This is a genomic window from Candidatus Reidiella endopervernicosa (assembly GCF_013343005.1).
GTDB lineage: Bacteria > Pseudomonadota > Gammaproteobacteria.
In genome coordinates this window covers 296,975-321,902 of the sequence record NZ_CP054491.1, presented here as the reverse complement: position 1 = coordinate 321,902, position 24,928 = coordinate 296,975, and the positions used below count along the sequence as shown (strand labels likewise).

Annotated in this window: 27 protein-coding genes; 18 read left to right on the top strand and 9 right to left on the bottom strand. The window is 54.9% G+C overall.

Annotated features, from left to right (window positions below):
- Position 1: 1 nt before the first annotated feature.
- The 3 genes from HUE57_RS01680 to HUE57_RS01670 all read right to left on the bottom strand — a co-directional run bounded on the left by HUE57_RS01680 (position 2) and on the right by HUE57_RS01670 (position 4,402).
- Complete coding sequence (locus HUE57_RS01680; protein ID WP_078484676.1) at positions 2–2,809, bottom strand: pectate lyase; 2,808 nt, start codon at positions 2,807–2,809, stop codon at positions 2–4.
- 118 nt (positions 2,810–2,927) lie between these two features.
- Positions 2,928–3,824, bottom strand: a complete 897-nt coding sequence (locus HUE57_RS01675; protein ID WP_078484675.1) for a diguanylate cyclase — start codon at positions 3,822–3,824, stop codon at positions 2,928–2,930.
- A gap of 371 nt (positions 3,825–4,195) precedes the next feature.
- Positions 4,196–4,402, bottom strand: coding sequence for a hypothetical protein (locus HUE57_RS01670; protein ID WP_174672546.1), 207 nt, complete (start codon positions 4,400–4,402; stop codon positions 4,196–4,198).
- 81 nt (positions 4,403–4,483) lie between these two features.
- Here HUE57_RS01670 and HUE57_RS01665 point away from each other — a divergent pair, with 81 nt between their 5' ends.
- Positions 4,484–5,077, top strand: coding sequence for a CHASE domain-containing protein (locus HUE57_RS01665; RefSeq protein WP_174672590.1), 594 nt, complete (start codon positions 4,484–4,486; stop codon positions 5,075–5,077).
- 26 nt (positions 5,078–5,103) lie between these two features.
- Positions 5,104–5,907: a GGDEF domain-containing protein gene (locus HUE57_RS01660; RefSeq protein ID WP_174672589.1), complete on the top strand. Its 804-nt coding sequence runs from the start codon at positions 5,104–5,106 to the stop codon at positions 5,905–5,907.
- 12 nt (positions 5,908–5,919) lie between these two features.
- Here the strand turns inward: HUE57_RS01660 and HUE57_RS19485 are convergent, their stop codons facing one another.
- Positions 5,920–6,054, bottom strand: a complete 135-nt coding sequence (locus HUE57_RS19485; RefSeq protein WP_269087675.1) for a hypothetical protein — start codon at positions 6,052–6,054, stop codon at positions 5,920–5,922.
- Between the two features lie 190 nt (positions 6,055–6,244).
- On the opposite strand from HUE57_RS19485, the gene HUE57_RS01655 reads away from it, so the two are divergent.
- The 5 genes from HUE57_RS01655 (at position 6,245) to HUE57_RS01635 (ending at position 10,014) form a co-directional block, all read left to right on the top strand.
- Complete coding sequence (locus HUE57_RS01655; protein WP_078485166.1) at positions 6,245–6,544, top strand: DUF2934 domain-containing protein; 300 nt, start codon at positions 6,245–6,247, stop codon at positions 6,542–6,544.
- A 218-nt stretch (positions 6,545–6,762) separates the two neighbouring features.
- A complete protein-coding gene (locus tag HUE57_RS01650) occupies positions 6,763–7,785 on the top strand; it encodes an MHYT domain-containing protein (RefSeq protein ID WP_174672588.1) in 1,023 nt (340 codons plus the stop codon).
- On the top strand, positions 7,745–8,161 hold the full coding sequence (locus tag HUE57_RS01645) for a hypothetical protein (RefSeq protein WP_174672587.1): 417 nt from the start codon (positions 7,745–7,747) through the stop codon (positions 8,159–8,161). Before HUE57_RS01650 ends, HUE57_RS01645 begins: the two co-directional genes overlap by 41 nt.
- A 16-nt stretch (positions 8,162–8,177) precedes the next feature.
- Entirely contained in the window at positions 8,178–9,674 is a 1,497-nt protein-coding gene (locus HUE57_RS01640) for a putative bifunctional diguanylate cyclase/phosphodiesterase (RefSeq protein ID WP_174672586.1), read from the top strand.
- 130 nt (positions 9,675–9,804) lie between these two features.
- Positions 9,805–10,014 (top strand): hypothetical protein, encoded by a 210-nt coding sequence (locus HUE57_RS01635; protein ID WP_078483709.1) that lies wholly within the window; start codon positions 9,805–9,807, stop codon positions 10,012–10,014.
- 38 nt (positions 10,015–10,052) lie between these two features.
- Here the strand turns inward: HUE57_RS01635 and HUE57_RS01630 are convergent, their stop codons facing one another.
- Together HUE57_RS01630 and HUE57_RS01625 are read right to left on the bottom strand one after the other, a co-directional pair.
- The gene (locus HUE57_RS01630; protein ID WP_078483706.1) at positions 10,053–11,537 is read right to left on the bottom strand and encodes a protein adenylyltransferase SelO; all 1,485 of its coding nucleotides are present in this window, start codon (positions 11,535–11,537) and stop codon (positions 10,053–10,055) included.
- A 90-nt stretch (positions 11,538–11,627) separates the two neighbouring features.
- Complete coding sequence (locus HUE57_RS01625) at positions 11,628–12,857, bottom strand: diguanylate cyclase domain-containing protein (protein ID WP_078483705.1); 1,230 nt, start codon at positions 12,855–12,857, stop codon at positions 11,628–11,630.
- Positions 12,858–13,027: 170 nt separating this feature from the next.
- Between HUE57_RS01625 and HUE57_RS01620 the strand changes: the two genes are divergently transcribed.
- The 3 genes from HUE57_RS01620 to HUE57_RS01610 all read left to right on the top strand — a co-directional run bounded on the left by HUE57_RS01620 (position 13,028) and on the right by HUE57_RS01610 (position 15,296).
- Entirely contained in the window at positions 13,028–13,786 is a 759-nt protein-coding gene (locus tag HUE57_RS01620) for a DUF4197 domain-containing protein (RefSeq protein ID WP_236725683.1), read from the top strand.
- Between the two features lie 388 nt (positions 13,787–14,174).
- Positions 14,175–14,621 (top strand): PAS domain-containing protein, encoded by a 447-nt coding sequence (locus HUE57_RS01615; RefSeq protein WP_135622199.1) that lies wholly within the window; start codon positions 14,175–14,177, stop codon positions 14,619–14,621.
- Positions 14,622–14,720: 99 nt separating this feature from the next.
- The gene (locus HUE57_RS01610) at positions 14,721–15,296 is read left to right on the top strand and encodes a methyl-accepting chemotaxis protein (RefSeq protein ID WP_174672584.1); all 576 of its coding nucleotides are present in this window, start codon (positions 14,721–14,723) and stop codon (positions 15,294–15,296) included.
- Between the two features lie 42 nt (positions 15,297–15,338).
- Here the strand turns inward: HUE57_RS01610 and HUE57_RS01605 are convergent, their stop codons facing one another.
- On the bottom strand, positions 15,339–15,545 hold the full coding sequence (locus HUE57_RS01605) for a hypothetical protein (RefSeq protein ID WP_174672583.1): 207 nt from the start codon (positions 15,543–15,545) through the stop codon (positions 15,339–15,341).
- A 71-nt stretch (positions 15,546–15,616) separates the two neighbouring features.
- Between HUE57_RS01605 and HUE57_RS20565 the strand changes: the two genes are divergently transcribed.
- The 8 genes from HUE57_RS20565 to HUE57_RS01565 all read left to right on the top strand — a co-directional run bounded on the left by HUE57_RS20565 (position 15,617) and on the right by HUE57_RS01565 (position 22,777).
- Entirely contained in the window at positions 15,617–16,495 is an 879-nt protein-coding gene (locus HUE57_RS20565; protein WP_174672582.1) for a methyl-accepting chemotaxis protein, read from the top strand.
- A gap of 10 nt (positions 16,496–16,505) precedes the next feature.
- The gene (gene truC, locus HUE57_RS01595; protein ID WP_078483703.1) at positions 16,506–17,273 is read left to right on the top strand and encodes a tRNA pseudouridine(65) synthase TruC; all 768 of its coding nucleotides are present in this window, start codon (positions 16,506–16,508) and stop codon (positions 17,271–17,273) included.
- Between the two features lie 65 nt (positions 17,274–17,338).
- The gene (locus HUE57_RS01590; protein ID WP_078483702.1) at positions 17,339–19,495 is read left to right on the top strand and encodes a tRNA(Met) cytidine acetyltransferase TmcA; all 2,157 of its coding nucleotides are present in this window, start codon (positions 17,339–17,341) and stop codon (positions 19,493–19,495) included.
- 137 nt (positions 19,496–19,632) lie between these two features.
- Positions 19,633–20,175 carry a response regulator gene (locus HUE57_RS01585; protein WP_078483701.1) on the top strand — a complete coding sequence of 181 codons (543 nt, stop codon included), beginning with the start codon at positions 19,633–19,635 and terminating at the stop codon, positions 20,173–20,175.
- Positions 20,172–20,489, top strand: a complete 318-nt coding sequence (locus HUE57_RS01580; RefSeq protein ID WP_078483700.1) for a hypothetical protein — start codon at positions 20,172–20,174, stop codon at positions 20,487–20,489. The genes HUE57_RS01585 and HUE57_RS01580 overlap by 4 nt, the downstream gene beginning before the upstream one ends.
- A gap of 64 nt (positions 20,490–20,553) precedes the next feature.
- Positions 20,554–21,543 (top strand): response regulator, encoded by a 990-nt coding sequence (locus HUE57_RS01575; protein WP_078483699.1) that lies wholly within the window; start codon positions 20,554–20,556, stop codon positions 21,541–21,543.
- A gap of 2 nt (positions 21,544–21,545) precedes the next feature.
- Positions 21,546–22,502 (top strand): sensor domain-containing diguanylate cyclase, encoded by a 957-nt coding sequence (locus HUE57_RS01570; RefSeq protein ID WP_078483698.1) that lies wholly within the window; start codon positions 21,546–21,548, stop codon positions 22,500–22,502.
- Positions 22,503–22,555: 53 nt separating this feature from the next.
- Positions 22,556–22,777 carry a hypothetical protein gene (locus HUE57_RS01565; protein ID WP_078483697.1) on the top strand — a complete coding sequence of 74 codons (222 nt, stop codon included), beginning with the start codon at positions 22,556–22,558 and terminating at the stop codon, positions 22,775–22,777.
- Positions 22,778–22,784: 7 nt separating this feature from the next.
- Here HUE57_RS01565 and HUE57_RS01560 read toward each other — a convergent pair whose 3' ends face one another.
- Positions 22,785–23,408, bottom strand: coding sequence for a DsbA family protein (locus tag HUE57_RS01560; RefSeq protein ID WP_078483696.1), 624 nt, complete (start codon positions 23,406–23,408; stop codon positions 22,785–22,787).
- Positions 23,409–23,448: 40 nt separating this feature from the next.
- Positions 23,449–24,906, bottom strand: coding sequence for a pyruvate kinase (pyk, locus tag HUE57_RS01555; protein ID WP_078483695.1), 1,458 nt, complete (start codon positions 24,904–24,906; stop codon positions 23,449–23,451).
- Positions 24,907–24,928: the final 22 nt, after the last annotated feature.

Genomic DNA, 24,928 nt, shown 5'->3' with positions numbered 1-24,928 from the left:
GCTACGGTACGCTCGACGGTGAGTGGAGCATCGGCTGCTGTCGGTGTTGTCCGATCATCTGGGCACAGCTTTCAACGTAGTGTCGTGATGAGATAAAGTCCGGTGGAGGATTCTCTATTGCGCGCTCAGGATCAAACCAGGCTCTCGCGGTGGGTGAGAGTGCTAGCAGTGCCGTGTTCTCAAAGGCTTCGTCATAGGTGTGTACCGCTTCACGTCCCTGCTTCAATAACTCCATTCGGTCGAGTGCAAGTTTGATGTCTGGAAACTCTTCATAACCACCGATCCAGCGGTAACGACTACGTTCATCGTCGGATAGTTGCTCGATTGAATAGAAGCTCTCCCCTGCGCGACTGGCATAGAGTGGTCGGTTGCTAGCAACCTCATAGAGACGAGCCCACTGTTCGGGTGCAATAACGCTTTGTCGTAACCACGTCGCTGCCCTCTCAGCCGCGCTACGGTAGTGTTCATCACTGGTGGCTATGTAGAGATCGATCAGGGCGTTGATTGCATAAGCCGTTTCCAGTGAGGCATAGGCGGCGGGTTCAAATGTTCTGGCAGCGGTGGGTATTCCATCAGTGTCGTACTGCTGTGCAAAGGCGGTTTGTGTGCTGAGGCCCTGAACCTTTAGAAGGTAGTCGCCAGCACGTCGGGCGGCGTCAAGATATCGATTGTTATGGTTACGAATGTTGGCACGAATAAGTAAGCGGATAGTGCCCGTCATTGCGTCATCATTAAGAGTGGGTAGTGTGCTGTAACCGGAAGAGTGCAGTGCCTGTGGCCAGCTACCATCGTCTGATTGCTTGTTAACTATGAAATTGAGACCGCGATCAATCATGGTGGGCAACCATTCGGGTATCGGAAGATTGGCGCTGATTAATGCGTCATGGAGATTGAGCGCGTAGTAGAGAGCAGAGGTGATCGTGCCGTCATCAAAGGTTGTCTTTTTGTCATCTGGTTGAGCATGATCTTCCCTGGTACAGGGCGCAGATATTTTCCAGCCGCCGCCCACGCTCTGTGTGCAACTCAGTGCTTCACCAATCTTGATCGCTTCAAGTAACAGAGTGATTTCAGCCGTCTGCTCCCAGGCGGCGATGAGGCAGCTCCCGACCTCCTGCGCTGAGCCTGCAGGACGGCTAATAATAGAGTGGACTGGTAATGGCTTTGATGAGCTGGGTCGGTCGTAGTGTTTGTTGTCAGTGATACGCCAGAGGCCACCTACGCCAGTAGTGTTTGCATGTGGCAGTTTACTTAGCAGCTTGTTGGCAAGGTCGTCAGCTTTCAGCTCTGCCTGAATTTTATCAGCGGTTCGGTATTTGCTGGAGACAGGAGAGAAATGGAAAGCTCTCTTTCCTTTGTTGCTCTTGAGTACCGAGCTGGTCAGGGTGAGCTGTTTCTCTATCTGGCTTAGAAAGTCTTCGGTATGGACGAAACGTCGCAGACTGACCTGTGTTGCCGGCGTGCGGGCGATGATCTTTAGTACATCTTCGTCGGTAATAGCATGAGTGCTTCTGCGTTTTGAAGACCAGACAGCGAGTTCGGGTGGTACTAATCTTCCAACCCGATAGGCATCCATGGGGCGGTCGGTAACGAGCTGCTGAGTGTCGTCGAGAAAAAGTTTGAGGCGTGCCACGGCATGATGATCGTAATTGGATGATTGCTGATTGAAAACCTTGTGGGTTTTCCAAATATTTTTCCAGATGTTTGCGATGAGCTGGAGGCTGAGGAGGAGTATGACGATGGTGACTAGAAAGCGATACCGGCCAAGGTTTTCAAAATAGGGGGGTCTATAAGCTCTTAGTCTGCCACCGCTGTTGAGTAGGTCGGCTAATGCGATTCCACCAAGCCAGCTAAGTGGTATGACCAGAAGCAGTGGATGGTGAAACCAGAGTGGACGATGGATTGTGAGTGCAATGAAGCCGACGGTAAGCCAGAGCAGGGCCACTGCTCTTGATCGGCTGAAATGTAGAGTGGTGAGCAGGATGCCGATGGTGCCGAAGAGGAGGGCTGCTGTAGAGGATTTCCATAAATGAGTGAGCAGCGCCGTAAATCCGCCGCTCTCCGCGTAGATCGCTGTGGAAGCCGCTGCGGTGTGCGGCAGGATGAGTTGTTCGAAATGGTATGAGTGCAGTAGTAGCGATGGAGTATAGATCGAGAGAATTAGGGTGATGATGAATATGATGCTGTTCTTAATCGAGTCAATCTTGGCATACCCATTAACCTTCTCATCTCGTTTGGCAAACCAAGCCGCTAGAAGCAGCGCTGGAGCTGCAGTGACAACGAAGAGTTTTATCTGTAACGCGAGTGCGTAGACGATGCCCGCAGTGACGGTTCTGATCCATCGTGAGGCTGGAGAGTTGATGGTTAAGATATCGATTGCCAGCACCGTGAGTGCGATCGCTGGTAATCCAATCATTACTGAGACACTCAGTGTTAGATAGAGTTTGCCGCTAGCAAGAATAGATACGGCAGCGAGTGCTGGACCTCTACCCTCGAAGCGTCTAACGATACGGAATAGTGAGATGAACAGAACTGCCGAGAAAAGCAGGATCGTAGTACGAGCGGCGGTGACTGAAAATGGAAAGAGTTCGTGAACGGCTGCAAGTATGTAGGTGAGGACGGGGGGTTGGTCGCTCCAGATATCGCTGTAGAGCTGATAACCACTGTTGACCAGTGCGGCCTTTTGCAGGTTAAGCCCCTCGTCGGTATTAAATTCGTAGACGCTCCACCACTCACCCAAAATCATCATGAATATGATGAAGGTGATTAAAAGGGCGACCTCTTCGAAACGATTCCTTGTTGACGGATGCATTTATGGTTTGTTTGGTGATTGCTGTTGAAACCATTCTACCCACATGCAAGGGCCTGATGTCCCCGTGCTTGTGGGTTACGCCGGCAATCGGTTTGCTGACGGATGGCGATAGTTGGCGTCAGGTGTTCCAGGTGCAGATGCAGTTACGCCCCTGACTTTTGGCATAGAGCAGTGCGTGATCGGCCTCAACGATGACATCCTCGAGCGTTTTCTCAGGGGTGATGTGTGCGATGCCGAATGAGGCGGTCACCTTGACGCTGTTTCCATTATTCAGCTCGAAGGGAGATTCTTCGATGGTTATACGAAGTCGCTCAATCAGCGGATGAGCGGCAGCGGGATTGATGTCAGGCAGGCAGAGCAGAAACTCTTCGCCGCCGTAGCGGAAGATCGAATCGTAGGCGCGTAGCTCTTTAACGCAACGATCGATAATGCCCTTGAGCACCTGATCGCCACCGGCGTGGCCGTGGGTGTCGTTGACCTGTTTGAAATGATCGATATCGAGCATGCAGATCGAACAGCTATTACCGCTACGCACCACCCGCTCATACTCCTGTGTCAGGCGTGAGGTCATCGACTGACGATTCCAGGCGCCGGTGAGGTGGTCGACTACACAGACCTGATCAATGATCTGCTGCTGCAGTTTTCGAATCTCGAGTTTGAAATCGATCGCAAGGCTGATGAAGCTGTCGTAGTCCTCGAAGACGATCGGCTCTTCACGGTCACTTTTCAAGAGGATCTCGCGTGCATTGTCGTGCATGGCCTGGTGCTGTCGGCCGATCTCGGCAAAGATCTCCATCTCATCAAGTTCGGGGTGTTTACCGCTGTAGTACCACTGGCCGAAGTTGCAGTTGCAGTGGGCGTTGGGCTGGATGTCCTTCTCATCGGCCTTCTCATCATCACAGATCAGTGCGCGATGTAGCATCTTGAGCCAGTTGGTGTGGCTGACAATTCCCTTGTCGAGATCTTCCAGGGCCTGAAGTAGACCGGATGAGGTGGGTTGAACGAGAGGGATCATGGCGTGTGGCCTTGGGGAGTTGGGTATGGAGTGCCATGAGATTTTAGCACTCTTCACAACAGCGACAATTAATCTTTCAGGTATAGAGGTGGTACCACTAACAAAATAGCCTCGTATCTCTGGTGCGTTACGTGGCAACTAATTGATAAACTGGATAATTACGAATGTTGGTCTATGGTTACACCTTCGATAATTAAAATAACAGAGAGCAGCAGGGAGTGTGTCGTCTCGCTATGGGAGAGCGTCTTTTAATTTATCGGTTTGTGCTGCCATTCGTCTGGGTGGCCGTGCTGCTGCTCTCGTTTTCGCTCGCTGACCGCCATGGAGAGCGAAGTGAGGGCGGTTAGTCCCCGATAGTCGACGCCGTCTGCCTATTCGTAGTTGAGAGCGCGAGCGAACGACGAAGAAGATGCAGCAGCGGCTTTATGTCGGCGTAGAGTCACTGAGGGAGTTGTGTAGAGCCGCGAAGAGGTGATTACGCAACGTACGCAGGACGGTCGGGGCGCCGCAGGCATAAACGGTCGCGTGAAGTTTTTGCTGTTTGCTTGGGCTTGGATGCCCAAAACAAACTTTCGCAAAAATAGCGACTCCCCGGGCTGGTTCGATTTGAAATCAGCGATATTCGTGAGGATTTTGATCAGCTCTCAAGTCGAGTGCTGATGCATGTCAACGACAGAACCCGTATCTACGAGGCCTCCCTGGAGGGGTTTGCCAGCTATATCGCAGCGACACCCCAGGTCAATTTAGACAACGTCCGTCGATACGCACAACTGATCAGGAAGCAGTTCCCCTATATCTACATGATGGAGTTGAGTCAGCGTGTCACGCCTGCAGAGCGAACAGGACTGGTACGGCGCATGCGCACGGCGGGTTATGCCGATTTTGAGATCCATACCTTCGGTTATGAGTCTGACCGAAAGGTCCATTCTGTTGCCGAGAGCGAGGTCTATTACCCGGTGGTCTTCATCGAACCTGAAGTGCCCGAGGTTATGGATGAGTTGGGAATCGATCTGTTGAGCACCTCGGCCACGCTGGAACAGACGGTGAGGCGATCGTTGATGGCGGGGCGGCAGATTGCTTCGCGCCCCTTCAAAACGGTGGACGGGGTGCTGGTCTATCTAATTTTCCAACCGGTTGCCGCGGTGCGCAGCTATGAGCAGCGCGCCGATGTGTTGAACGATCCTTACTCCGTATTGATGGTGGTCAATGCAAAGACGCTGCTACCGAGCTGGGTTCGACAGCGCGAGGGTTGAAGGCCTCGGTCTGGTACCGAGGTGCAATGCCCGCTGAGGATCAGCTGCTGACCTCGGCGCAATACGAGAAGCATGAGGCGTTCTGGCCAGGTTGGCTTTTCCCAAGTTTTGAGAAGAGCATGCAGGTGAGTAATGGCTCTCAGCCCTTTCTACTCAAGATCCACTATGAGGTTTGCTGGCGTGATGTCGACATGATGGAGATCGGTATCTTCTCGATCATGGTAATCGTCACCTTTCTGCTCGCAAGCTGGTTCTCAATCATCCTCTATCGCAAACGTGTCGAGCAGCTGACGGCTCATGAGACGCTGTTCAATATGGCCAACTTCGATGCGCTTACCGGTCTGCCCAACAAGAATCTGCTGATGGACCGGGTTGAACAGGCGATTCGCCATGCCAGGCGCAGCAATCTTCGCGTGGCCCTGCTCTACATGGATCTCGACCGTTTCAAGGCAGTTAATGACAATCACGGTCACAAGGTGGGTGATCTGCTACTCAAGCGGGTGGTGGAGCGGATTGCGGTGATTGTGCGTAGCCACGATACCCTGGCCCGGCTTCACGGTGATGAGTTTGTGGTGCTGATGAGTGAGGTGAAGCATCGTCGCGATGTAGAACGGTTGGCGGGCAAGATCAAGGCGCTGTTTAATACATCCTTTACCGTCTACGAGGAGTCGATGATGCTGGATGTCAGTATCGGCATTGCTCTCTATCCAGACGATGGGATGAGTGGACCGGTACTGCTTAACCTCAGCGACAAGCGGATGTATGAGGACAAACGTACCGGGCAGGAGCTACCTGCAGGTGGCGTTGATGAGGTGGAGGAGCCGATCTGAAGGCGCTTATCGTTACTTATCGTTTCGGTGCAGCCAGACCTGTTTGATGAAGGCGGCTACCGCCCAGATCACCAGCAATAACAGGATTACACCGATGGCGGTACAGAGCGTTGGGTAGGCGCAGGCCAGTCCAGGTCGGATTGCCACTACCGCTCTCCAGATAAATCATCGTAGTGCACCTTTCTGCCCCTCATAACGCTCAATTTCTACTATAGTACAGCCCATATTGCCGCAACCTCGTCATTGTTCAATCACTGAATGGACGAATACTCCGGTTTTCAATGCCGGTGTGCTGGTACCAAATTCGTAAACAGAAGAGATAGAAGGGAGATTAAAGATGGCAGAGAAAAAAGTGGCGGCTAAAAAGAGGGCTGCTCCGAAGAAGAAGGCGGCTGCAAAAAAGAAGGTCGTCGCCAAGAAAAAGGTGGTGAAGAAGGCCGCAGCGAAAAAACGTGCTGCAGCGAAGAAGGGCGTCGTTAACAAGAAGATCGGCATCAGTGCCGGTGTCAGGCGTCACATGATCGCCGAGGCGGCCTACTACATTGCCGAAGAGCGCGGTTTTGATGGCGGTAATGTGCATCAGGACTGGCACGAGGCGGAGCGACAGATCGACGCGATTTACGAAGTTATCGATTAGCGGCATCACTATCTGCTCTAACCGTTTTTCAAGCGTCAGACGACGGTGCTCACCGGCAGTGCCGTCGTCTGCAGGCAATATTGTAATGAGTCTAGCTAATACCCTTTGTTTCTGCGGGTGTATGGCGGGGGCTATCCATATTAGAATCCATAGAATTAGTTATGACACGGATTGGTCTCAGTCACGACTTGCTGCATAGTAATTTTATGTGCCAGTAGGTGAACGTTGAACCTGCTGCGGACCCACTCCACGCAATGAACTACTACTACGACTACTGGCTAGTCACCCTCTCTGTTGTTTTGGCAATCCTGGCGGGTTTTACCGCGCTGAGTCTTGCCGCCAAAGTCCCGCATGTACAGGGGCGCAAGGGGTGGTACTGGCTCATGGGCGGTGCCGTTGCGATGGGTGTCGGCATCTGGTCGATGCACTTTGTCGGTATGCTCGCCTTCCACCTGTCGATTCCACTCGCCTACGATATCCCGATTACCTTCGCCTCGATTGTGATGGCGATTGTCGCTTCGCTGTTTGCGCTGGCACTGATCCGTAACGGCATTCACCGGCTTAGAACGCTCATTGCCAGCGGTCTGTTGATGGGTAGTGGCATTGCGGCGATGCACTACACCGGTATGGCGGCATTGAAGATGTCACCGCCGATTCAGTATGAACCGATGATGGTGGCGCTCTCGTTCCTGATAGCCTTCGCCGCCTCGCTCTACGCGCTCAAGCTTGCCTTCCACAATAGTGACGATGGGCCGGTGATGATGTTCTCGGCCAAGAAGCTGCTCAGCTCGGTAGTGATGGGAGTGGCGATCTCGGGCATGCACTACGTGGCGATGGGCGCCGCCTACTTCGATCCTAATGCCATCTGTCTCGCAGATCCGACCGGGCTGGATAGTGCCACCCTGGCGGTAGTTACCGCCTCGGTCACGCTGCTTCTAATGCTCGGCACACTGCTGCTGCTGAGTTACGACATTCAGATCGCCAGGCAGAATGCGATTCTGGTCAAGGAGCTGCAGGAGAACAATGAGGTGCTGCAGCAGCGTGCCGCACAGCTGGCTGAGGAGATGACCGAGAACATTCGCGATAGTGCAGAACGTGACCGAATGCTGGCGGGGATCATCGAGCAGACCAGTGAGGCGATCATTACCACCAACCTCGACCGCAGCGTGGTGAACTGGAATCCTGCAGCAGAGCGGATGTTTGGTTATAGCAGCGAAGAGATGCGAGGTCGTAAGCGATGAGCTGAGACTACCTACCGAGCAGCTCTTCTGCGATAGCGATGATTTTGCCGAGAGCAATAACAGTGGTATCGAACACTACGCCAGAGATGATGGTTCATCGATCTATGTCCGCTCGATCAGTTCGATGCTGCTCGATGATGATGGGAACCATGTTGGCGAGACGCTGATCCTGCACGACATCAGTCAGGAGAAGGTGAGCCATGATCAGCTACTGCTGTGGGGTATGGTTTTCAAGCACAGCGGAGAGGCGATCCTGATCACCGATGCAGATAATCATATCGTTACGGTTAACGAGAGTTTTACGACATCACCGGCTATAGCCTTGAAGAGGTGGTGGGGCAGCCTCAGCGCTCCTCTCCTCCGGGCGCCACGATGAGACGTTCTACACCGAGATGTGGGAGCAGGTAAGGGAGACGGGTTACTGGAAGGGGGAGATCTGGAACCGCCGCAAGGACGGTACCGTCTTCCCCGAGTGGCTCACCATTACCACACTGAGTGATGGTGCCGGTCATATCTGCAACTACATCGCCATCTTCTCCGACGCCACGAGCTACAAAGAGAAGGAGGAACGCATCCAGCATATGGCGCACCATGATGCACTCACTGGCCTGCCCAACCGCACCCTGATGCAGGACCGCCTGGAGATGGCGATCGCCAAGGCGAAACGTATCCATGGCAACGTAGCGATCCTCTTCATCGATCTCGATCGTTTTAAAGTGATCAACGACTCGCTCGGCCATCACTACGGCGATATGTTGCTCAAGATCGTCGCCAAGCGGCTCACCTCAGTGGTACGCGCCAGCGATACTGTCTGTCGTCAGGGCGGTGATGAGTTCATCATTATCCTGCCGGAGGTGGAGAGCATCGGTGATGTGGCGCATATTGCCGAGAAACTGCTAAAGAGCGTCTCTGAGGAGTGCCGGGTTGATAATGAGGTGCTCAAGGTATCGCCAAGTATCGGCATCAGTCTCTTCCCTGACGACGGCAACGATATCGCTACCCTGATCAAGAATGCCGATACGGCGATGTATCACGCCAAGGAGTCGGGGCGTGCCAACTTCCAGTTCTTTACCGAGCGTCTCAACCAGATATTGCTGCAGCGCATGGAAATTGAGCGTGAACTCTCGATGGCGATTCAACGCGAACAGCTCACCCTCCACTACCAGCCACAGATCGATCTGACGAGCGGCCAGGTCACAGGTGCCGAAGCACTGCTGCGCTGGAACCATCCTACGTTGGGCAGCGTTTCACCGATGAAGTTTATCCAGATCGCCGAGGAGGCGGGGCTGATCGGTGAGATCGGTGTCTGGGTGCTGGGGCAGGTGTTCGCCTTTGCTGCTCGTTGGAACAGACATCCGCAACTCTCGCAGCTGGTCTTCTCGGCCAACGTCTCCGCACGTCAGCTCGAGGATACCGCGTTTGCTGAGAGTGTTGAGAGGCTGCTCAACGAGAGCGGCTTCCCGGCAGATCGCCTGGAGCTGGAGATCACCGAGACGGCGATCATGGAAGATATCCAGCGCAGTATCCCACCGCTGACCGAACTGAAATCGCTCGGGGTAAAGATCGCGATTGATGATTTTGGCACCGGTTACTCCTCGCTAAACTACCTCAAGCGACTGCCGATCAGCCGACTCAAGATTGATCGCTCCTTTATCTCCGATATCCCCGAGGATAAGAGCGATGAGCGGATTACCCATGCGATTATCAACCTGGCGCAGAGCCTCAACCTTGAGGTGATTGCCGAGGGTGTTGAGAGTGAGGAACAGACCCGGTTCCTGATCGAAGCGGGGTGCCTGAACGCACAGGGTTTCTTCTATGCACGTCCCCTGGCTGAGCATGATTTTGTGGCGTTTGTCGAGCAGAGCAGCGTCACCAACAGCCCCTCTTAACACGCCGATTAGAACGCTTATTAAGACACACGGGTTATAGGCCTACACAACCACCCTAATCTTGACTAAAACAGTCGGGATAACTATAGCTTTATCACACCTGTGATTGACTGTTATGGAGGGTCGTACGATGAGAATTCGCACCACACTAGATCCGATCTCCCTCAAAGAGGTTCCTAACCCTGAGAGCCACCCCTGCGTCTATGAAGGGAGTGGTGAAGATGGACTGGAGATCTACTTTGAGAATGAAGAGAACCGCCAGACCTATCTGCACATGGAGTTACCCGACCACAAGGTGGTAGCCGGTAACGATACCGAGGACTACGTCGCTGAAGGTTAGGTATTGAGAGGTGGTTAACAGGGAGGTTGTGCCTCTCTTTACGAGGAGCAGCTGACCTCAATCGTGTTCGCCCAGTCGGGCGGCAGAGCTGCGTACTCGCTCATCTCCGCCTGTTCGCTAAAGGGATCGCGCAGCAGGCTCATGAGTCGATCAACCTCGCTGTAGTCGCCCTGTTCGGCACGTTCAATGGCGCTCTGTGCCAGGTAGTTACGTAATATGTATTTAGGATTAACCCGATCCATGCTCTGTTTGCGCAGCTCATCACGACTCCCTTCAGCGTGTAGACGCTTGCGGTAGTTGATTGTCCACTGATCAAAACCATCACGGTCGATGAACTGGTCGCGAAGGGGGCCATCGGCGTTCGGGTTGTCGAGCTGTAGGTCACTGAGTGTGCGGAACAGGTTGGTAAAATCGCAGCCACTCTCCTGCATCTGTTTCAGCAGTGATTGGACGAGTTGATCGTCATTCGTATCACTGCTTGTCAGTCCCAGTTTCTTCGCCAGACCGGCACTGTAGTGGCGATCGAAATGGGGCATGAACTCGGATAACGTCTCGTTGGCGTGTTCAGCGGCCTCCTTATTACTACCCTCAAACAGCGGCAGCAGCGCCTGGCCAAGACGACTGACATTCCAGCGTGCAATCATCGGCTGTGCGGCAAAGGCGTAGCGGCCGGTGTGGTCTGAGTGGTTGCAGATAAAGCTGGGGTCGTAGCTATCGAGAAAGCCAAAGGGTCCGTAGTCGATGGTCAGGCCGAGCAGTGACATGTTGTCGGTGTTCATCACGCCGTGCGCAAAACCGACCAGCTGCCAGCGGCTGATTAGCTCGGCGGTTCGACGGCTGACCTCACGAAACAGTTCGAGGTAACGATTGGGAGCGTCAGCGATCTCGGGAAAGAGGTGGTCGATGGCGTAGTCGGCGAGCTGTCTGAGCTCATCGTACTGGTTGCGATAGTAGAAGAGCTCGAAGTTACCAAAACGCAGGTGGCTGGGTGCCATGCGTAACAGCATCGCCCCCGACTCGAGGGATTCACGATAGACCTCCTCTTCGCTGCCGATTATGCAGAGGGCGCGGGTGGTCGGAATGTTAAGACCATGCATCGCCTCACTGCAGAGGTACTCTCGAATCGTCGAACGCAGTACGGCGCGACCATCGGCGCTGCGGGAGTAGGGTGTCTGTCCCGATCCCTTGAGCTGCAACTCCCAGCGCTTACCCTGACTGGTACGCACCTCACCCAGCAGAACGGCGCGCCCGTCACCAAGCTGTGGCACAAAATGACCAAACTGGTGGCCGGCGTAGATGGCGGCAAGCGGATCGGCCCCCGGCAGTATCCGGGCACCGTTGAAGTAGTCGACAAACTCGGCACGATGCGCCTCAGCCGGGTCGAGTTCAATGAGCTCAGCAGCCGTATGGTTAAAGCAGGCGAGATGGGGTCTATACAGCGGTGTCGGTGAGATGCGGGTGTGAAAGGCATCGGATAATCGTGCAAAGCTGTTATCAAATTGGAGTGATTCTAAGCGGGCCATGCCTCGATGGTGTGGGCGTGGGGGGTGTTATTCAACCACGGGGTTACTGCGGGTTTCGGTGCGAGATCGATGGACTGATCCCTGAGTGGCCTAGACGATGGAGGTGGCGACCGAGTAGCGGTTCTTGCCGGAACGTTTGGCAGCATACATCGCATCGTCCGCCTCGGTCAGAAGTGCATCGGGTGAGAGAACGTTATTGGGGAAGAAGCTGATACCGATACTGATACCGACGCGACACTCGATAGCATCAAACCGCATCGGTGTATTGATCTGTGTGATGAGCTTCTGTGCCACAGAGAGTGCATCGCCCTTCTGTTCCAGCTCGTTGATGATCACCGTGAACTCGTCACCCCCGATACGTGCCACCACATCCTCCTCACGGAGCGTCTCCTTGAAGCGCCGGCAGACCTCGATCAGCACCTTATCGCCAATATCGTGACCGTGAAGGTCGTTGATCGCCTTAAAGCCGTCGAGATCCATGAAAAATAGCGCCATCAGTTGACCGTTACGATCGGCGTGTTTCACTGAGTTGGCAAGCTGCTCGGTGAATACGGCGCGGTTAGGAAGGGCCGTGAGCGTGTCGTGGCTGGCGATAAAGGTCAGCGCCTCGGTTCGCTCCTCAACGCGTTGTTCCAGTTCAGACTCAAACTGGTTACGGAAGTTGATTTCGTGCTTGAGCCGAGTAGTGACGATATAGGCGATGGCTATGCTAATGATGACGCCGAGCAGCACCAGCACCAGGATGGTGTCGGTGGTGCGGTCGATGATCTGCTTGGTCTCTCTAATAGTGGCGCGCTTTTTTGCCTGCTTGAGGTCGATGAATTGCTGCATAAACCCCATCGCCTTGGCCTGACTGGGAATCGCCTCGTCGTAGAGAAGCCCGCGCGCCAGGTCAAATTGACCGTCTACAGCCAGTCGGATAACACGACTCTGCTTAATGCCGGTATTTATCGTCTGTTTGTCCTGTTCCCTGATCAGTGCCCGCTCATCGGTGCTGAGTTCCATCTTCAGCAGGACGTCGCGAAGGCGTAGGTAGTTACTGGCGGCGGCTGAGGCGCGCATCTGATGATCATCGAGTTCAAATGGGTCGCGTGTGAGCAGCATACTCTGCAGGGTAAGCGAGCGTTCGTGGGCGAGTTTTAGAAATTTATTGACGATCTCTATCTGTACGTCGCTAACGGTAACGACGCGATTGAGCTCTTTGGAGACGCGATGGGTCTGATAGAGGCTAAGCGAGGAGGTACCAACCAGAATGATGATTATGGTGATGAAAGCTGAGGCAATCTGTCTTGAACTGAAGTTAAAATGACTCTCTTTCATCACAATAAATGTCCGCTGCCCTTCCCAACAATGTCCGATGCCTAGACCTTGAAGCTAGCAGATGGCTTGTTAAATCGACAGTTTTTTACAATTTTAAATGTAATCGTCGCTATTGATTGCATAGAGTTAGTGTTAAACAGTAGTGGTTGTCCGACAGAGGAGTGGTGGCGGTGAATCAACGTAGCGTGTGTTCTGGAAGAGGAGTCGGCCGGGTGGCCGCAGCACTGGTGTTGACGCTGCTGATGGGTACGGCATCAGCAGGTTGGTGGGATAAGGGGCGCGAATTGCTGGAAGATTTCGGCGTCGAAGAGCAGGCATCCAGGGCACTGAGTGATGGTGAGATTGGTGATGGCCTAAAGGAGGCGCTACGTGTGGGTTCCGAACGGGTGGTGGGGCAGCTGGGACAGACCGACGGCTTCAATGGTGATCCGAAGATCCATATTCCACTGCCGAAGAGCCTGAAGAAGGTGAACAAGGCGCTCTCGGCCATCGGTATGGGTTCAATGCTGGATGATCTGGAGTTGAAGTTGAACCGCGCTGCCGAACGTGCGACACCCAAAGCGAAGCGGCTGTTTGTCGATGCGATCAGCGAGATGACGCTCGATGATGTGAAGAAGATATATAGCGGCCCTGATGACGCGGCGACACAGTATTTCCGCAGCAAGATGTCCGCACCGCTCAGCAAAGAGATGCTGCCGATCGTCGAAGGAACCCTCAATGAGGTGGGTGCGGTGAAGAGTTATGACCGAGTGGTTGGAAAGTATGAGTCGCTCCCCTTTGTCGGTGATGTGAAATCGGATCTCAACGGCTATGTGGTTGATAAGGGAATGGACGGTATCTTTCACTACCAGGCCAGGGAGGAAGCGGCCATCCGCAACAATCCAGCAGAACGAACCACTGAACTGCTGAAAAAAGTTTTTGGACGATGAGTGGTTTCAGTGATGTCTCGTTAAGCCCTCAAATTATGTGGTTTTATATCCGCTTCTCAGCGTCTAGACTCTAATCGTGTCAGGGACCCACTAACCGATAACCAAGGCCACTAAGAGCCAACAGGGGAGGCGGTTGGGTATGACGCACTACGGGAGTTATCTTCGCACCGCTCACCACGATTGCGGCTAGCTCCATCTCTCAAGGATATGAGCGCCTGTTGCCGGTACCTGTTGTGCCGAAGGCTCTGTGCGCGCATCGATATCGCTAGTCTTCGATTGCTGTAGCATCAGTGTCAGGTCGTGCTCAAGCATCAGGGTATTTTGCCACCAATATAGGATGGCAACCCTCTCTCGAGAGGCTTCATTTAGATATAAGTGAGTGAGCGATATGAAGCAGAAGATCACGCCCAACAACCGTGAAGTGAAACTTGCCGATGATGAGTTCATCGTCAGTAAGACTGATATCAAGGGACGGATCACCTACTGTAACCGCGTCTTTATGAAGATTGCCGGTTATAGCGAAAAGGAGCTTCTCAATACCCAGCACAACGTTGTGCGACACCCCGATATGCCGCGTAGCGTCTTCCGCTTTCTCTGGCAGACCCTGGAGCAGGGGCAGGAGTTCTTCGGTTTTGTAAAGAATATGACCTCCGATGGCTCCTACTATTGGGTCTTTGCCAATGTCACCCCCGACTACGATCGCAATGGTGATCTAAAAGGTTATTTTTCTGTCAGGCGGAAGCCGAAACAGGCAGCGATCGATGCACTTACACCGGTTTATCAAGAGATGCTGGCGATTGAGCAGCGTGTCGGTCCCCGTGAGGGGGATGGATGAGGCGATGAAGTTTCTGCTCGGAAAGCTAAAGGAGCTGAATACCAGTTACGAAGAGCTGGTATTCAACCTGCAAGCCTAATCTTGAGCACGGAGTCAGATATGTCTACAAACAAAAACTATGAGAACGGCGTCAGTAAGGGTGTTCCCTTCCTCAACACACAGTTCCTGATCGCCTGTATCGTCTTTACCCTGCTGGTGATGGGGCTGGCGATCTCCTCGATTATTAACCACGGACTGCATCTGGAAGAGCTGATCTTTCCCGGGATTGCAATCGTTTTTACCTGGTACGCCTGGTGGGCGGCTAAACGCCCTCTGAAGGGGTTGCAGAAGATTGAAGCGGTGCTTCGTGCCACCGCAAAGGGCGAGCTGCACCACCGTATTACTAATACCGGGGGGCTGGGTGAGATCGGCATCATCGCCTGGGAGCTGAACGATATGCTCGATCTGATGGAGACTTACTTTAAAGAGGTCAATACCTGCTTTTCCCGTGTCGGTGATGGGGTCTATAACCGCAAGGCGTATAGCGATGGCATCCCCGGTCAGCTGGCGCGTTCACTCGACGGTATCAACACTGCGATCGATGCGATGGCGGAGAATGTTTCCTATATTTCACGCAACAAACTCGCCTCTGATCTGCACAGAATCAACGCAACCAACGCTGACCGCCATGGATAGCGAAGCGAAGGCGGTTAGTCCCCGATAGTCGACGCCGTCTGCCTATTCGTAGTTGAGAGCGTGAGCGAACGACGGAGAAGATGCAGCAACGGCTTTATGTCGGCGTAGAGTCACTGAGGGAGTTGTGTAGAGCCGCGAAGAGGTGATTACGCAACGTACGCAGAGACGTCGGGGCGCCGTAGGCATAAACGGTCGCGTTAAGTATTTGCCGCTTGCTTGGGCTTGGATGCCCAAAACAAGCTTCCGCAAAATAGCGACTCCCCGATCTGCTATCAAACCTAAAGCTCAATCAGAGTGATCTGATCTCGGTCACCGATGAGATGAATACGGTTGAACAGATAGCCGATGCCAATGTCACTATGACCGAGGAGAGTCGTGAGTCGGTCGGTTCGATCCGTGGGGCACTGAGCTCGATAGCGGGCAGCATGCAGAGCGTCTCTGAGTCGGTTGAAGCACTCAATGGCGAGAGCGTTGAGGTGGGTGAGTCGCTCTCGCTGATCTCCGAGATTGCCGATCAGACCAACCTGCTGGCGCTTAACGCGGCGATTGAGGCGGCAAGAGCCGGTGAGAGTGGACGCGGATTTGCTGTGGTAGCCGATGAGGTCAAGGCGCTCTCTGAGCGAACCAAACACGCCACGGTTGAGATTAATCAGACCATGACCAAGTTCCGTAATCGGGTTGAACAGATGCTGGAGGGTGCCAATACCACCCGCGGTCTGACCGACGAGGTCTCGACCAACATGGAGGCGTTCCACCAACGCTTCACCGAGCTGGCCGATGCCTCGCGCGATACCATCACTCGCATCAGTCATGCCAAGGATCTCGGTTTTGCATCTCTGATCAAGATCGATCACATCATCTACAAACAGAACGGCTACATGGCGCTGAGCAAGGGTGAGGATTCTGCCGAGGCGCAGGCCGTTTCGGTTGATCACACCTGTTGCCGCCTCGGTAAGTGGTACTACGAGGGTGTGGGTAAGCAACTGTTCGGACAGACGCGAGCCTTCAAGGCGTTGGAGGCACCGCACCGCAGTGTGCACGCCTATGTACAGGAAGCGCTGGCCGAGTCGCTGCTCGACTGGGAGGGCAACGAGGAGCTCAACCGAAGCCTGCTGCAACACATCGAAGCGGCAGAGCGCGCCAGTAGTGAGGTGATGGAACTGATCGATCAGATGGTGTTGGAGCGTCAGCAGGCGTAGCTGACACTGCTTGGAGTCTGAGCTAGAAATCCTTTACCGCGATCCACGGCTGATCGCGATCAATAAGCCGAGTGGATTGCTGGTCCATCGCAGTGCGATCGATCGGCACGAGACCCGCTTTGCCATCCAGTTGCTGCGTGACCAGATCGGACAACGCGTCTATCCACTGCACCGTCTCGATAAACCAACCTCCGGAGTACTGCTGTTTGCACTCGATAGCGAGACGGCCAGAGAGATGATGGCGCAGTTCCAGCAACACACGGTCGAGAAGCGCTACCTGGCAGTGGTGCGTGGTTATACCGAGGTTGAGGCCACCATCGACTATGCGCTCAAAGAGGAGCTCGACAAGACCACCGATCGTAAGGCGCGTCAGGATAAAGAAGCGCAGTCTGCAGTGACCCACTACCGACGATTGGCAACGGCGGAGTTGCCGATCTCCGATGGACGTTTTCCAACCAGCCGCTACTCTCTGATCGAGGCAAAACCTGAGACGGGGCGCAAGCACCAGATTCGTCGCCATATGAAACATATCTTTCATCCGATTGTTGGCGATACCAGCCACGGTGATGGGCGCCATAATCGAATCTTTCGTGACCACTTCAAATGCCACAGGCTGTTGCTGGCAGCCTCTGAGCTTGCCTTTACCCACCCGAGCGATGGTAAGCGAATCACGCTGCGTGCTACCGTTGGCGATGATTACAGTGCTGTGCTGGCGCATTTGAGCTGGAGAGATATTGTGGAGCACTCAGGGGCCGAATCTCCGCACTCCGCGGCTTAGCAGAACCACATACCCTTCCAGATGAGCGGCTCGATATTTATCTCACCAGCCGCCAAAATGGCGCCATGACGCAAACCCCCAACTCACTGGCCGAGATTGCCGCGCAGATCGAGCGCCTGGTCGCACAGGCTGAGCTGCTGCGCCACCGTGCCGTGGTGGTGGTCGCTGGTGAGCGAGAGTGGGGGCGTGCCGTGGTGGCGGCAGTTGATGTGGCCCCTTATCAGAAACGGCAGCTCTGGATCAGTAGTGAGCCGCCAGCGGGCGTTGACGCACTGCCTGCGGCAAAGGCACGTAAACAGTTGGGGCGTGAGCTTGATCTGCTGGTATTTGATGCCTACAGCGGTTTCGATCCCGATGCCTTCGGTGCCGTCAGTGGTAGCGTGCGAGCGGGTGGAGTTTTGCTGCTGTTAATACCGTCGCTTGCACAGTGGTCTGCCTTTGAAGATCCCGATAAGGAGCGCATTGCGGTCTATCCACACCGTGCGACCGATGTCAGTGGCCGACTGTTGCAGCGACTAACAACGTTAGTCCGCGAAAGCGGACTGCCGCTGATTGAGCAGGATCGACCGATGCATCCATTTGCCGTCGAGTCTGTCGTGGCAGTGACTCCGCCCTACCACGATGAGATCTACGCCACTGCCGATCAGCAACAGGCCGTTGAGGCGGTACTGCATACGGGATCCGGTCACCGACACCGACCGCTGGTTATTACCTCGGATCGTGGGCGCGGTAAAAGCGCCTCGCTCGGAATCGCAGCCGCAGAGCTGCTGAGAGAGAAGAGCCGTTCCATTATCGTTACCGCACCGCGGCGAGCTGCAGTCGATGCCCTGTTTGAGCATGCTGCAAAGTTGCTGGGGGTTGATTCAGCTCAGGGTAGCCGGCTTGAGTATCGGCAGGGTGTTATCGAATTCGTTGCACCCGATCGGCTGCTGCATGAACAACCGAAAGCTGATCTGCTACTGGTCGATGAGGCGGCGGCAATCCCGGCACCACTGTTGACGCAGATGGTGCGCCACTATTCACGTACCGTATTCGCCTCGACCATCCACGGCTACGAGGGGACGGGGCGTGGCTTTGCAGTTCGTTTCCAGAAGGTGCTCGATGCCGAGATGCCTGGCTGGCGTCAGCTGCGTATGCAGACGCCGATTCGCTGGTCGACGGGTGATCCACTGGAGCGGTTTGTCTTCCGCGCGCTGCTGCTGGATGCATCGCCGGTTGATGGTGATCAGCTCGCTACGTTGAGTCTGGATGAGTGCCATTTTGAAACAGTAGAGCGCGCTGCACTGCTGACAGGTGAGCCTCTGCTGGCTGAGCTGTTTGGTCTGCTGGTGCTGGCTCACTACCGCACCACACCGACCGATCTGCGCAATCTGCTTGATGGGCCCAATCTGAGTGTGGAGCTGGTGCGTTATCGCGGCCACGTTGTGGCCACCGCGCTGGTGGCGGCAGAGGGTGGATTTGATGCCGAGCTCTCTCAGGCAGTTTATGAGGGACGTCGTCGTGTGCGTGGCCATCTAATACCACAGTCGCTGGCGCTGCACGCCGGGTTTGTCGAGGCGCCGCAGCTGCGTTGTGCTCGTGTGATGCGTATCGCGGTTCATCCAGCCGTGCAGGGTCGAGGCATCGGTACGGCGCTGATCGAAAGATTATATGCAGCGGCCGAGCAGACAGGTTGTGACTACCTTGGTGCCAGCTTTGGAATGAGTGGTGAGCTGCTCGACTTCTGGCAGCGTGCCGCACTGAGACCACTGCGTATCGGTCTTAAACGAGAGGCGAGTAGTGGCGCCCACGCTGTGATGATGGCAAGCCCAATCACTGCGGCGGGCCGAGCGCTGATCGAAGCGGTTCACCAACGTTTAATCGATCAGCTGCCGCTACTGCTGACAGAGCCATTGAACGATCTGGAACCTGAGCTGGTGAGCCGCCTGTTGGCGGGCCATGCATCAAGTGAAACAGCGAGTGAGACGCTTGATGAGCAGGATCAGAGGGATCTGGCATCGTTTGTAAGTGGCAGCCGGGGGTATGAGCTCTGCATGGCGGCGATCCGTAAAAGGGTGCTAGTGGCAATCGATACTCCTGCACTGAGTGAAAATGAGCGCGCATTGCTGGTTGCCAAGGTGATTGAACAGGGGGGCTGGCCCAGGGTGGTTGAATCGATGGGTTTTGTTGGACGAGCGGCGGCTGAGGATGCGCTTCGTTGTGCCGTTAAACGTCTGCTGTAACAGAAAATTTCGTGATGAACTGTTTTGTCCAAATCATCACAGATGGTAAGGTTTGGGGTTCAATTGGAATATGTACAGATAACGGTCGTAACCACCACTAGAGTGATGGTCGGCTGCGGCAACACTCAGGAGGCGGTGTGACAAAGGTTCGGGTTCTGGTGGTCGACGATGCAGCGTTTATGCGCGACATCGTCAAGAAGGGGATGCGCTCTACCTATCCCGCCTTTCAACTCGATGAGGCGGCGCACGGCAAGCAGGCACAGACGATGATCGGCAAGAGCGATTACGATCTGATCCTCTGCGACTGGGAGATGCCGGAGATGAATGGTGCCGAGCTGCTGCAGTGGATTCGTGAGACCCCGGAGCACGCCCATCTGCCCTTTATCATGATCACCAGCCGTGGTGATAAAGAGAATGTGGTCGAGGCGATAAAGCTCAAGGTGAGCAACTACATCGTCAAACCCTTCACCAATGAGAAGCTGATCAATATCGCTACCGATGTGATGAGCAAGGCGATGAAGCTCTCTGCCAAACAGCTACAGGAGATCGGCGGCGCACGTCCCGACAAGATCCAGAGCGGATCGGTGGCGATCCTGACCGGTGGGCGCAGTGAGGTGGGGGGCTCTCGGGCGCCGTGCCGGTGGCGGAAAACGTCTCCAGTGCCAGGCCAAGAAGTGTGAAGCCGAAGGGTAAGGTGGTGGTGCAGCTACGTTTCAGTGGCGAGACGCTCGGTTGCCTGATCAAAGAGGTCAGCCAGCACCATATCCAGGGTGTGATCAAACGCAGTGAACATATCCCCGGCATCCTTGATCTGGCGGTTATCGACATCGAAGCAGCCGGTGATGTCTCCCGACTCAACGGCTTTATCCATACCCTGCAGGCGCGTGAAGATAGCCGCGAGACGGAGTTTGTGAATATCGATATCCGTCTGGTCGATCAGGACGACTCGGAGAAGATGGATCATCTGCAGCGTTTTATGAACAGCATCGCCTGACACGACCTTCGACATCGGCCTATAATGGCCCACATCAGACATCCCTAACCGAATAAGAATACCCATGTCCCTACCTATCATCATCTGTGACGACTCGAGCTTTGCACGCAAGCAGATTGCGCGTGCGCTGCCGCAGGATTGGGATGTTGAGGTGACCTACGCGGGTAACGGTCTCGAGGGTATCGAGGCACTACGTGCCGGCAAGGGCGATGTGATATTTCTTGATCTGACCATGCCCGAGCTCGATGGGTTTGGCGTGCTTGAAGCGATTAAGGATGAGGGAATCGAGGTCATCGCCATCGTTGTCTCGGGTGATATCCAGCCCGAGAGTCAGCGTCGTGTTGATGAGCTCGGTGCTGCTGCTTTTATCAAAAAGCCGGTCAGGGAAGAGGAGTTACTGCCGCTTCTAGATCGTTACGGCCTGCTCAAACAGGAGAGTACCGGCGATGGTGTGCGAGAGGAGGGGACGACCTTTCTCGACTGGTGTCAGGAGATATCCAACGTTGCGATGGGACGGGCCGCCGACCTGCTCGCGACCATGATCGGCGAAAACGTTGAGCTCTCTATTCCCAAGGTGAGCCAGATCGATTTCAGCGAGGTGATCACCGCACTGGAGCTGGCGACCGGTGGTGAGGGTTTCTCCGTCGTCGGTCAGGGTTTTATCGGTTCCGGAATTGCCGGTGAGACGATGCTGGTCTTCCACGACGCCGACATGATCGAGATCGCCCAGGTGATGCACTACACCGGCGATCTGGGGGAGAGCGATGAGGTGGAGCTGCTGATGGATGTCTCCAACGTCCTGGTCGGCGCCTACCTGAAGGGGCTGGCCGATCTGCTCGATATCCATTTCAGTCAGGGCCACCCGATGATTCAGCTGCACAACAAACAACTCAACTTCGGCCAGGGTAACAGCGGCGGTGGCCCGCGCCCGATTCTCGCCATCGAGCTCAGCTACACCATCGGCGAGAGTCGAGTGCAGGCCGATCAGCTGGTCCTGATCACCGAAGGATCGGTGCCTGAGCTGGCCAGTCGCGCCGAGATGGCACTGGGATAGCTATGGGCAATATGGACGAAATCAGAGAGCTGCACCTGTTGCTCGGCGTGTTACAGAACGTCGATGTCGGCCTGGTGGTGCTCGATCGTGACTACCGCATCACCCTCTGGAACGGTTTCATGGAGAACCACAGTGGTGTCAGCCCGGCCGATGCGATGGAGAGCCAGCTGTTTGAGCGCTTTCCCGATCTGCCCGAACAGTGGCTGCGTAACAAGGCGGAGTCTGTCTTTACCCTCAATAACCGCGCCTTCTCCAACTGGCGGCAGCGACCCTACCTGTTCAAATTCAATAGCTACCATCCGATCACCGGCCTCTCCGATACGATGTATCAGGATATGACCATCATTCCGATGGTCTCAATCAACGGTCAGGTCGATCACGTCTGCGTGATCATCTACGACGTGACCGAGATGGCGGTCGATGAGCAGCAGCTAAAACTGGTCAATGATGAGCTCGACCGTATCGGTCGTACCGATGGACTGACCCAGCTCTACAATCGCAGCGCCTGGGAGGAGCACCTCCACGAGGAGTTCAAACGCATGCAGCGTGGCGATAAGCAGTCGGTGCTGGTGATGTTCGATATCGATCACTTCAAACGCGTCAACGACGGTTATGGACATCAGGCGGGTGATGAGGTGATTCGAGCAACCTGCGATGCGCTACGCAAGGTAAAGCGTAGCTCCGACATTGCTGGGCGTTACGGTGGTGAGGAGTTTGCGGTAATCCTGGCCGATACCGATCGTGACGGCGGACGTTACTTTGCAGAGCGGCTGCGCAAGGCGATCGAAAAAAATAGCGTTGAGTACGGTAACGAGGAGATTCAATACACTATCAGTCTCGGTGTTGCCGAGTACAGCGGTGATATCACGCAGCACCTGGCGTGGCTGGAGCGTGCCGATCAGGCGCTCTACAAGTCGAAAGAGGGTGGACGAAATCAGGTAACGCTATTTGGTGAGTAGTGACTGAATCGATCTGACCAGCTCGAAAAACATAATAATGAAGGAGCTTAAAAATGCGTCTATTAACACTGGTTACAACGCTATTACTATTGTCAGCCTGTGGCAGTGGTACCTCGATGTCGGGCCTGAGCGATACGGAGCTCGAGTATAAGGCAGCCGAGTGCACCAGCCTTGGTGGTTCCAATCGCATCATGGCGATGACCTGCGATGAGGTGGAGAAGGAGTGTCTCTATCGCAATAAGCAGGGCAAACAGCTCTGTCCCGCACTGTTATAAGACCGGTTTAATTCTCTAGCAGGAAGGTGATCGACTCGAGCACCTTCTGTGGGTCGGTATACTCGACGGCCACCGGCCAGAAGCTCTCGTCCACCTTCAGCACCATCGATGGAAAGCTGTCGATGTGCATCTCCTCTGTGGTCTCAATCTCATTCTTGAGTAGCTCATCGACCTCGTCTGAGAGCAGTGCGTCGTGGAACTGTTTCTCGTTGAGGCCAATCTCCACTGCCAGTTCGATCAGGGTGCTGTTATCGGAGGGATTACGTGCTTGCTGGTAGTAGGCACGTTGAATCGCCTGGGTCATCAACTCATCGTTACCCGACCCCTGCAGCCGTGCAGCGATGACCGCTCGGCAGGCGGGGTAGGTGGAGCGACGTGGTTTGCAGTGGTTCCAGAAGTCGAAGTTGAACTGGGTGCCTGGCACCCGTTGCACGATGCGTTGCCAACCATCCTGGATATTCTGCTGCATATCGCCGGGCATCGGCTCGTCAGAGTCGACGGCGAGTCCGCCGAGTAGCTTGATTATCCCCACCCCTTCGGGGAGCTGTTCACTGATCTGTTTGAGTGTTGGCTGAAAGGCGTAACACCAGCTGCACATCGGGTCGTGGAAGTAGTAGAGCGTGTTACTCATGGCTGCACCTGTTTTGATTATTCTTAGAGAGCAGTGTAGTTCAGAGTGTGATCAGCTTCATTGCCGGTTCGTTGAGTTGTGGATCATCACTGAAGCCGGAGACCAGTAGCACTACGCTACCGCGTTTCTGAATCTTGAAGCGTGCAGCTATCGTACGACTCAGTTTGTGCCAGTCGTGCGCCTCATCCTCATCAATCTGTACCGGTACGATACCCCAGTGGAGTGCCAGACGGCGCACCACGCGTTCGTTGCTGCTCACACCGAGACAGGCCGAGGTGGGACGGTCGGCGGAGAGTACGCGCGCAGTGGTGCCGGAGTGGGTCGGGATGATGATTGCCTGCAGGTCGAGATCACGCGAGAGTGAGGTGACGGCGTGTGAGACAGCGGCACGCATCGGCGAATCGTCATGGTGGTCGTGTTTGATCGGCTGATCGTTATGGTGGTCCTGGCAACGCTGGCTCTGCTCGATCTCACGCAGGATCTCATCCATCGTCTGTACCGCTTTCAACGGGTAGGCACCAACCGCCGTCTCTCCCGAGAGCATTACAGCATCGGCACGGCTACGTGCGGCGTGGGCCACATCGCCTACCTCGGCACGGGTTGGACGAGGATTGGTGATCATCGATTCGAGCATTTGGGTGGCGACAATGACCGGCTTCTGTTTATTGCGGGCAATCTCGATCAAGCGGTCCTGAATCAATGGCACCTTGCTCGCTGGCAACTCAATACCGAGATCGCCACGGGCGACCATGATGGCATCGGTCGCCTCGATGATCTTATCGATCTGCTCGACCGCCTCGGGGCGCTCGATCTTGGCCACGACCGGTATCTCATTACCGAGTCGCTTGAGGTGTTTTTTCAATGAACGGATATCGCCAGCGCTACGTACAAAACTGAGTGCGAGGTAGTCGGCACCGAGCTCGGCAGCGAGCTTGGCATCTTCACGGTCTTTCTTGGTCAGTGCCGGTACCGAAAGATCGCTATCGGGCAGGTTCATCCCCTTGTTGTCCTTGAGCAGGCCGCCAGTCACGACACGACACTTCACATCACGCCCCTCTACGGAGAGTACTTTCAGTTCCAGATTGCCATCGTCGAGCAGGATGCGGGCGCCTGATTTCACATCGCGATGAAGCCGTGCGTAACGTGAGGGGATCAGGCTGCCCTCGCCGATACACTCTCGAGTGGTGACGGTGATGATCTGTTTCTGCTTGAGTGTGATCGCTCCGTTCTTAAAGTGGCCGACACGAATCTTTGGTCCACACAGATCCATCAGGATGGCGACATGCAGATCGAGCTTTTTTGCCACCGCACGCACCCGTGCGAAGCTCTTGCGATGCTCATCGTGGCTGCCGTGGGAGAGGTTGAGGCGAATGACGTTAACACCGGCGCGCATCAGCTGTTCAATGGTGGCGCGCTTTGAGGTGGCGGGGCCGAGTGTGGCGATGATGCGAGTTCGTCGCCAGAGGCGGGTGCGGCTGAGTGGTTTGGCTGTGGCCATCAGGTGCTCCTTGCAACCGATT

What these genes read in the sequence shown, in the direction of transcription:
- HUE57_RS01565 (WP_078483697.1), top strand. Translation starts at nt 22,556, where the DNA reads ATGCGTCTATTAACACTGGTTACAACGCTATTACTATTGTCAGCCTGT.
- HUE57_RS01640 (WP_174672586.1), top strand. Translation starts at nt 8,178, where the DNA reads ATGTGGGAGCAGGTAAGGGAGACGGGTTACTGGAAGGGGGAGATCTGG.
- HUE57_RS01630 (WP_078483706.1), bottom strand. Translation starts at nt 11,537, where the DNA reads ATGGCCCGCTTAGAATCACTCCAATTTGATAACAGCTTTGCACGATTA.
- HUE57_RS01660 (WP_174672589.1), top strand. Translation starts at nt 5,104, where the DNA reads ATGCCCGCTGAGGATCAGCTGCTGACCTCGGCGCAATACGAGAAGCAT.
- HUE57_RS20565 (WP_174672582.1), top strand. Translation starts at nt 15,617, where the DNA reads ATGAATACGGTTGAACAGATAGCCGATGCCAATGTCACTATGACCGAG.
- HUE57_RS01635 (WP_078483709.1), top strand. Translation starts at nt 9,805, where the DNA reads ATGAGAATTCGCACCACACTAGATCCGATCTCCCTCAAAGAGGTTCCT.
- HUE57_RS01655 (WP_078485166.1), top strand. Translation starts at nt 6,245, where the DNA reads ATGGCAGAGAAAAAAGTGGCGGCTAAAAAGAGGGCTGCTCCGAAGAAG.
- HUE57_RS01625 (WP_078483705.1), bottom strand. Translation starts at nt 12,857, where the DNA reads ATGAAAGAGAGTCATTTTAACTTCAGTTCAAGACAGATTGCCTCAGCT.
- HUE57_RS01575 (WP_078483699.1), top strand. Translation starts at nt 20,554, where the DNA reads ATGTCCCTACCTATCATCATCTGTGACGACTCGAGCTTTGCACGCAAG.
- HUE57_RS01665 (WP_174672590.1), top strand. Translation starts at nt 4,484, where the DNA reads ATGCATGTCAACGACAGAACCCGTATCTACGAGGCCTCCCTGGAGGGG.
- HUE57_RS01560 (WP_078483696.1), bottom strand. Translation starts at nt 23,408, where the DNA reads ATGAGTAACACGCTCTACTACTTCCACGACCCGATGTGCAGCTGGTGT.
- HUE57_RS01610 (WP_174672584.1), top strand. Translation starts at nt 14,721, where the DNA reads ATGTCTACAAACAAAAACTATGAGAACGGCGTCAGTAAGGGTGTTCCC.
- HUE57_RS01590 (WP_078483702.1), top strand. Translation starts at nt 17,339, where the DNA reads ATGACGCAAACCCCCAACTCACTGGCCGAGATTGCCGCGCAGATCGAG.
- HUE57_RS01680 (WP_078484676.1), bottom strand. Translation starts at nt 2,809, where the DNA reads ATGCATCCGTCAACAAGGAATCGTTTCGAAGAGGTCGCCCTTTTAATC.
- HUE57_RS01615 (WP_135622199.1), top strand. Translation starts at nt 14,175, where the DNA reads ATGAAGCAGAAGATCACGCCCAACAACCGTGAAGTGAAACTTGCCGAT.
- HUE57_RS01570 (WP_078483698.1), top strand. Translation starts at nt 21,546, where the DNA reads ATGGGCAATATGGACGAAATCAGAGAGCTGCACCTGTTGCTCGGCGTG.
- pyk (WP_078483695.1), bottom strand. Translation starts at nt 24,906, where the DNA reads ATGGCCACAGCCAAACCACTCAGCCGCACCCGCCTCTGGCGACGAACT.
- HUE57_RS01675 (WP_078484675.1), bottom strand. Translation starts at nt 3,824, where the DNA reads ATGATCCCTCTCGTTCAACCCACCTCATCCGGTCTACTTCAGGCCCTG.